Raw genomic sequence first — 7,263 nt, 5'->3', positions numbered from 1 at the left:
GCGGGGGTTGGCGGAGTTGCTGGGGCGGCGGGGGCGGGTGGAGGGGTAGGGGTGGTGGGGGTGGAGGTGGCTGTGGGGGGGTGGGGTGCGGGTCTTGAGTTTTCGCCCCCGCCGCCCCTACCCGTTCCCATCCTCAGAAGGGGCTCCGCCCCTTCGACCCCGCCAGGGGCTCCGCCCCTGAAACCCCGGCGGGGGCTCCGCCCCCTGCACCCCCGAGAGGCGTAGCCCTCCGGTCTCTGCGGCCCGCCGCGTAACCCTCCGGTCTCTGCGGCTCGTCCCGGCAGAGGGCCTGCGCCCCGCCAGGGGCTCCGGCCCTGGAACCCCTGCGGGGGCTTCGCCCCCTGCACCCCCAGGAGGCGTAGCCCTCCGGCCTCTGCGGCCCGCCGCGTAGCCCTCCGGTCTCTGCGGCTCGCCGCGTAGCCCTCCGGTGTCTGCAGCCTGCCCCGGCGGGGGCTTACTTCGCTGTTTTCAAGTGGTGTTGGGCGAAGGTCAGTTCCTGGTGGACCTGTTTGATTCGTTCGTCGATCACCAGGGAGCCGTGGCCCGCGTCGTAGCGGTAGACCTCGTGGGGGGCTCCTCGGGATTCGAGGCGTTTGACGTAGTTGTCGATCTGGCGGATGGGGCAGCGGGGGTCGTTGACGCCGGCCGAGATGTAGACCGGGGCCTTGACCTGGTCGACGTAGGTGAGCGGGGAGGACGCCTCGAAGCGTTCCGGGACCTCCTCCGGGGTGCCGCCGAGGAGGGTGCGGTCGAGGGCCTTCAGGGCTTCCATCTCGTCGTGGTACGCCGTGACGTAGTCCGCGACCGGGACCGCGGCGATGCCGAGCGTCCACGCGTCCGGCTGGGTGCCGAGGCCGAGCAGGGTGAGGTAGCCGCCCCAGGAGCCGCCGGTGAGGATCAGCCGGTCGGGGTCCGCGAGGCCCGAGGTGATCGCCCAGTCGCGGACCGCGGCGATGTCCTCCAGCTCGATCAGGCCGACCCGGTGCTTGAGCGCGTCCGTCCATTCCCGGCCGTAGCCCGTGGAGCCGCGGTAGTTGACGCGGACCACCGCGTAGCCGTGGTCGATCCAGGCGGCCGGGCCCGCGGCGAAGGAGTCGCTGTCGTGCCAGGTGGGGCCGCCGTGGATGTCGAAGACCGTCGGCAGCGGGCCCGTGGCGCCCGCGGGCTTCTGGACCAGGGCGTGGATGCGGCCGCCGGGGCCGTCCACCCACACGTCGTGCACCGGCACCGAGCCGGGGCACTTCATGCCGGGCGGGTCCAGGACCACACCGCCGGTCGTCGAGCGGACCGCCGGCGGTTCGGCCGCCGAGGACCACAGGTACTCCACGCTGCCGTCCGGGCGGGCCGTCGCCCCGGACACCGTGCCCGGCGGGGTGTCGATCCGGGTGAGGGCGCGGGTCGCCGGGTCGTAGCGGAACAGCTCGCTGCGGGCCTCGAAGCTGTGCACGACGAGCAGTCCGGAGCCGTCCGGGTACCACTCCGCGCTCACGTCGCCGGGCAGGTCCAGCGCGAGGTCGGTCTCCTCGCCCGTCGCCACGTCCCACACCAGCGGTTCCCAGCGGCCGCGCCGCTGGTGGCCGACGAGCAGCCGGGTGTCCCCGGCGACCGGGGCGAAGCCGAGCACCTCCAGGCCCAGCTCGACCGTGCCGCCCTTGGTGTCGTCCAGCTCGGCCACCGTGACGCCGTCGGGGCGCAGCACGCGCAGCGCGGAGTGCATCGCGTCGCCGTGCTCGGTGTGCTCGACGGCGATCAGCGTGCCGTCGTGGGAGAGGTCGCCGACGCCCGCCGACTCGCGGTGGCGGTAGATCTCCACCGTCTCCCCCGGCTCCTCGCCCGCGCCCAGGCGCGCGAGGTGGATCGTGGTGCCGTCCTCGTCCGTGGAGCGGCCCACCACCGCCGTGCGCCCGTCCCTGCCGAGGGCCAGGCCCGCCGGGTAGGAGGGGGCGAGGCCCGGTACGGCCGGGTCGTCGGGGCCGCCGGTGAACGGCTGGCGGCGCCAGACGCCGAACTCGTCGCCGTCCTTGTCGTCGAACCACCAGATCCACTCGCCGTCCGGGGAGAGCACGCCGTCCGTCGTGCCGTTCGGCCGGTTCGTGACCTGGCGTTGGCCGCCCGTGGCCCGGTCCCATGCGTACAGCTCGTACGTCCCGGTCGCGTTGGACACGAACAGGGAGCGGTGCGGCGCGTCCTCGGCCCAGTCGGGCAGCGACACCCGTGGCGCCCTGAAGCGCTTCTCCCAGTCCGGCATGTCCTCGATCGGTCCCCGCGGACTCGGCCGGTCCACGGAACCGGCCCCGTTGCTCTCAGTCATGGCCCCATAGTGCCTGGCCCGACCGACATCGCGCCGCCCCCCGCCCCCAGCCTGTGGACAACCCTCGGGCCGCGGAAGCCGCCTGTGGAAAACTCAGGCGTCCCCGGCCGCCTGTGGAAAACTTCGACCCCGCGGCCGGTGGGCGGGCGGCGGGGCCGTACCGTGGGGGTGTGTACCGGTTTCTGCTGACGCCTCGCTGGTGGGGCATCAACGTCTTCGCGCTGCTGGCCATCCCCTTCTGCGTGTTCATGGGGTCGTGGCAGCTGAGCCGGTTCGACGCGCGGGTGGACGAGCACCGGACCGCGACGAAGCAGGCCGCCTCGTACCGGACGGAGGCGCCGCGTCCGCTGGACGGGCTGCTGCCCGTCGACAAGCGGACCTCCGGCATGCAGACCACCGCGACCGGCCGCTACGGCAAGCAGTTGCTGGTCCCCGGCCGGGAGCTGGACGGCAAGCGCGGCTACTACGTGCTGACGCTGCTGCGGACCGCTTCCGGCAAGGCGCTGCCGGTCGTGCGCGGCTGGCTGCCGGGGACGGCGGACGCGGCGAAGGCCCCGGCGCCGCCCGCCGGCGAGGTGACGGTGACCGGTGCGCTGCAGGCCTCCGAGACGCCCGGCGACAACGGCGTCAGCGCTCAGGGCGGGCTGCCGGCCGGGCAGACCGGCGCGATCAGCGCGGCCTCGCTCGTCAACCTGGTGCCGTATCAGGTGTACGACGCGTGGGTGACGCTCAACACGGCGGACCCCGGGATGAAGGCGGTGCCGGCGAAGGCGCCGGAGGGTTCCGGGCTCGATCTGAAGGCGTTCCAGAACCTCGGGTACACCGGCGAGTGGTTCGTCTTCGCCGGGTTCGTGGTCTTCATGTGGTTCCGGCTGGTGCGGCGTGAGGTGGAGGCCGTACGGGACGCCGAGCTGGGGCTCGCCCCGCAGGAGGAGCAGGCCCCGGCCGCCGTCTGAGGCGACAGCGAGCCACCCCCCCCTCCAGGCCGCCGCGCCCCCGCCCCCGTGTCGGAGGATTGCCCCCGTGGTCAGCGGATCGGCCTCGTGTCAGCGGATCGGCCCCGGGGTCGGCGGATCGACTCCCGCGCGGCCGGTGGCCGGTGAGGGCGTCGCCGGGGCTACGGTGCCAGGGCTACGGCGCCGGCAGGATCTCCGTGCGGTAGACCGTGCCCGCGCAGGCGTCCGGGACCGTGGCCGTCGCCGTGGGCGCGCCGCCGTCCGGGGTGTGGGAGACCACGACGCTGCCGGCGTCCGTGCCGCCGTCCTTGGTGACGAGCTGGGTGGTCGCGCCGGTGTCCGTGCCCGTGGTGGTGCCGTCGGTCGCGCTCGCGCCCTGGCTGGGCGACGGGTCGGGCGAGGGACCGCCGGTCTCGGCGCCGCCGGAGCCGGTGCCGCCGTCGCTGCCACCGCTGCCGCCGGTGGGGCAGGTCTCGGAGGGCACCCAGGCGAACTTCACCTCGTACGCCGCTCCCGGTGCGAGCACCAGCGCGGGGGCCCCCGGGGCGGGGGCCGGCAGCCCGGTCGCCGGGTCGCCGGCGGTGTGCTGGACGACATGGATCTTCGAGGCGTCGGCCGCGCCCTGGGCGAGCGCGGTCACCGCGCCCGCGCCGCCGACAGTACAACTGCCGGCGGAGACGTTGGTGACGTGGAAGGTGCCGTAGACGACGCCGGCCGAGTCGGGGGCGCCGGCCGAGCCCGTGGCCGAGCCGAGCTGGGTGGCCGTGCAGACGGGCGCGCCGGCGTCGGCGGAGGCCGACGGGCCGGTCGTACCGGCGGTGGAGCCGGCGCCGGGGGCGGTGCTGCCGCCGGGGACGGGGCCGTCCCCGCGGCCGCTCGCGCCCGGGTTCGGGGTCCGGCCGTGGGCGCCGCCCGCGGTGCTCGACGCGCCGGTACGGCTCTTGCCCTGGCCGGTGCCGCCCTGGGCCTGCGAGGCCTGGCCGGCGATGGCGGGGTCGGCGTCGGAGCCGGTGGCGCCCGAGACGTGCACCAGGGCGGGGACGGCGGTGCCGAGGAACAGGGCGGCGGCGGCCATGCCGACCGCGGCCTGCCGTTTGCGGGCCCGCCGCGCCGGGACCGCGCGCCGCAGGTGGTCCAGCGCGCCGTCGCGCGGCTCGACGTCCTCGACCGCCCGGTGCAGCATCCTGCGCAGGTCCAGCTCGTCCGAGTCGAGCCCGTCGGGGCCCTGTCCGTCGGGGCTGTGCTTCACGGTTCCGTTCCCAGCGTGCGGTGGCGTGTTCGGTCGTTCCGGCGGCCGCGTCGGCTCGTGCGGCGTGTACGGTTCGCGGCGCTCGGACGAGTCGCGGGACTCCCGCGCGTCGTCTCCGTGGCGCTCGCGCGCGTCGTCTCCGTCGCGCTCGCGCGCGTCCTGGCGATCCCGCGGTCCGCGGCGCTCGTGCGGATCGTGTCCGCGGCGCTCCCGCGCGTCGTCTCCGTCGCGCTCGTGCGCGTCGCGGTCCTCGGCGTTCTCGCTCATGTCCGCGCCCCCATGGCGATCCGGAGCGCTGCGATGCCGCGCGAGCCGTACGCCTTGACGGAGCCGAGCGATATGCCGAGGGTCTCGGCGACCTGGGCCTCGGTCATGTCCGCGAAGTAGCGCAGCACCAGCACCTCGCGCTGGCGGCGCTGGAGACCCTTCATCGCCTGGATCAAGGAGTCGCGCTCCAGCTGGTCGTAGGCGCCCTCCTCGGCGCTGGCCATGTCCGGCATCGGCTTGGACAGCAGCTTGAGGCCGAGGATGCGGCGGCGCAGGGCCGAGCGGGAGAGGTTGACGACCGTCTGACGGAGGTAGGCGAGGGTCTTCTCGGGGTCGCGGACGCGTCGGCGGGCGGAGTGGACGCGGATGAACGCCTCCTGCACGACGTCCTCGCAGGAGGCGGTGTCGTCCAGGAGCAGCGCGGCCAGGCCGAGCAGGCTGCGGTAGTGGGCGCGGTAGGTCTCGGTGAGGTGGTCGACGGTGGTGCCGGCCGCGGCGGTGTCCTCCGCGGCGCCGTCACGCTGACTGGGTATGCGGGCGGGCCGCGCGGCGGGCATGGGTGCGATCACCGGCATGCCGCCGGCCGGGCCGGGCATGCGGGGCATGCGCGGTCCGAGCGGCGTGCGGGGCGGGCGCAGAACGGCGCCGCCGGCCGCCGCCGGGGACACCCCCGGCTCGAAGAGCCTGGGGGACAAGTCGAGTACCTCTGCCACGCCAGTTGGACACGCGCACCCCCTCGGGGGTTGTACGTGCCGGGCGTCACTTTCGCGCCGGGCGGCGCGGCCGGCCACGTTCCCGCGCCGGGCGGCACCTCGGACGGTGCCCCACATGCCCTCATGCGTCCCGCTCTTCCCCTGTGTCGTCGACTGACAGGGGCGCCCCCGCGCCCCTCGGCGTCCCCACGCCCCCCGGAGGGCGTCCGCAAAGACGCTCCCCGCCGTCCGCGTGGTTGCGGAGGGCGGGGAAGGAAATCTTCGGACGCCGGGGCGGCACGGTTCAAGTGGTGGCGAACCATTGGCCGGACCACATGCACTTACGAAGATCCTACAAAGGAACGGCCCGTTGGCCAGGGTCTTTCGGCCCCGGGACGCGGGGCGACGGGGGTGGCGGGCCGTACGCGCGCCCGCGCCGGACCCCGCGGTGGCGGCACGACCGGCACCCAGCGTCCGGGCCGCGCCCGAAGAAGGCACCCGCGTCCGGGCCGCGTCCGAGCCGCGCCCGGAGAAGCACCCCGAGTCCGGACCACGCCCAGAGAAGACACTCCGCGCACGGACCGCGCCCAGAGAAGACACTCCGCGTACGGGCCGCGCCCGGAGAAGCACCCCACGCACGGACCGCGCCCGAAGAAGCGAGGCGGCCCGCCGGGCACCCCGCCCGAAGAAGCGAGGCGGCCCGACCCAGCGGCCGGCACCCGCCTCAGTCCCGTTCCGTCGCCACCAGTTCCGCGATCTGGGCCGTGTTCAGGGCCGCGCCCTTGCGGAGGTTGTCGGCGCAGAGGAAGAGGTCCAGGGCCGTGGGGTCGTCCAGGGCGCGGCGGACCCGGCCCACCCAGGTCGGGTCGGTGCCGACCACGTCCGCGGGGGTGGGGAACTCGCCCGCCGCCGGGTCGTCGCACAGGACCACGCCGGGGGCCGTGGCGAGGATCTCGCGGGTGCGGTCCACCGTCACCTCGTCCTCGAAGCGGGCGTGCACGGTGAGGGAGTGGGTGGTGATCACGGGGACGCGGACGCAGGTCACCGCGACCGGCAGCCGGGGCAGGCCGAGGACCTTGCGGGTCTCCTCGCGCACGTCCAGTTCCTGCGACGACCAGCCCTCCTCGCGCAGCGAACCGGCCCACGGCACGACGTTCAGCGCCACCGGGTCCGGGAAGGGGCCGGTGTCGTCGCCCACCGCGCGCCGTACGTCGCCGGGGGCGGTGCCCAGCTCGGTGCCGGCGACCAGGGACAGCTGCCGGCGCAGCGCCGCCACGCCCGCCTGGCCCGCGCCGCTCACCGCCTGGTACGAGGAGACGACCAGCTCGCGCAGGCCGAACTCGGCGTGCAGCGCGCCCAGGGCGACGATCATGGTGAGCGTGGTGCAGCCGGGGCTGGAGACGATGCCGCGCGGCCGGCGCCGTACCGCGTGGGCGTTGACCTCGGGCACCACGAGCGGCACCTCGGGGTCGGTGCGGAAGGCGCCGGAGCTGTCCACGACGACCGCGCCCTTGGCGACCGCGACGGGCGCCCAGCGGGCGGCGACCTCGTCGGGGACGTCGAACAGGGCGATGTCCACCCCGTCCAGCGCCTCCTCGCTCAGCGCCACGACCTCGACCTGCTCCCCGCGCACGGCCAGCTTGCGGCCGGCCGAGCGCGGGGAGGCGAGCAGGCGGATCTCGCCCCAGACGTCCGCGCGCTGGGACAGGATCCGGAGCAGTACCGTGCCGACGGTCCCGGTCGCGCCCACGACCGCGAGCGTCGGTCGGCCGGTCATCGCGCCCCGCA

The 7,263-nt window shown here is 75.3% G+C and carries 5 protein-coding genes; 1 reads left to right on the top strand and 4 read right to left on the bottom strand.

The window, feature by feature from the left end; genetic code table 11:
* Positions 1-454: 454 nt before the first annotated feature.
* Positions 455-2,311 carry a S9 family peptidase gene (locus K7787_RS22305; protein ID WP_223002684.1) on the bottom strand — a complete coding sequence of 619 codons (1,857 nt, stop codon included), beginning with the start codon at positions 2,309-2,311 and terminating at the stop codon, positions 455-457.
* 170 nt (positions 2,312-2,481) lie between these two features.
* Here K7787_RS22305 and K7787_RS22300 point away from each other — a divergent pair, with 170 nt between their 5' ends.
* Complete coding sequence (locus K7787_RS22300) at positions 2,482-3,267, top strand: SURF1 family protein (RefSeq protein ID WP_164388715.1); 786 nt, start codon at positions 2,482-2,484, stop codon at positions 3,265-3,267.
* A gap of 175 nt (positions 3,268-3,442) precedes the next feature.
* On the opposite strand, the gene K7787_RS22295 is transcribed toward K7787_RS22300, so the two are convergent.
* From K7787_RS22295 to K7787_RS22285, 3 genes are all read right to left on the bottom strand, one after another.
* On the bottom strand, positions 3,443-4,783 hold the full coding sequence (locus K7787_RS22295) for a hypothetical protein (protein ID WP_247721166.1): 1,341 nt from the start codon (positions 4,781-4,783) through the stop codon (positions 3,443-3,445).
* The gene (locus K7787_RS22290; protein ID WP_372456675.1) at positions 4,780-5,496 is read right to left on the bottom strand and encodes a SigE family RNA polymerase sigma factor; all 717 of its coding nucleotides are present in this window, start codon (positions 5,494-5,496) and stop codon (positions 4,780-4,782) included. The genes K7787_RS22295 and K7787_RS22290 overlap by 4 nt, the downstream gene beginning before the upstream one ends.
* Positions 5,497-6,199: 703 nt before the next feature.
* Positions 6,200-7,252 carry an aspartate-semialdehyde dehydrogenase gene (locus K7787_RS22285; protein WP_019983369.1) on the bottom strand — a complete coding sequence of 351 codons (1,053 nt, stop codon included), beginning with the start codon at positions 7,250-7,252 and terminating at the stop codon, positions 6,200-6,202.
* Positions 7,253-7,263: the final 11 nt, after the last annotated feature.

This window comes from Streptomyces sennicomposti (genome assembly GCF_019890635.1).
GTDB classification, from domain to species: Bacteria; Actinomycetota; Actinomycetes; order Streptomycetales; family Streptomycetaceae; genus Streptomyces; species Streptomyces sennicomposti.
The sequence above is the reverse complement of the archived record's forward strand: the minus strand, read 5'-3'. Positions and strand labels throughout refer to the sequence as shown.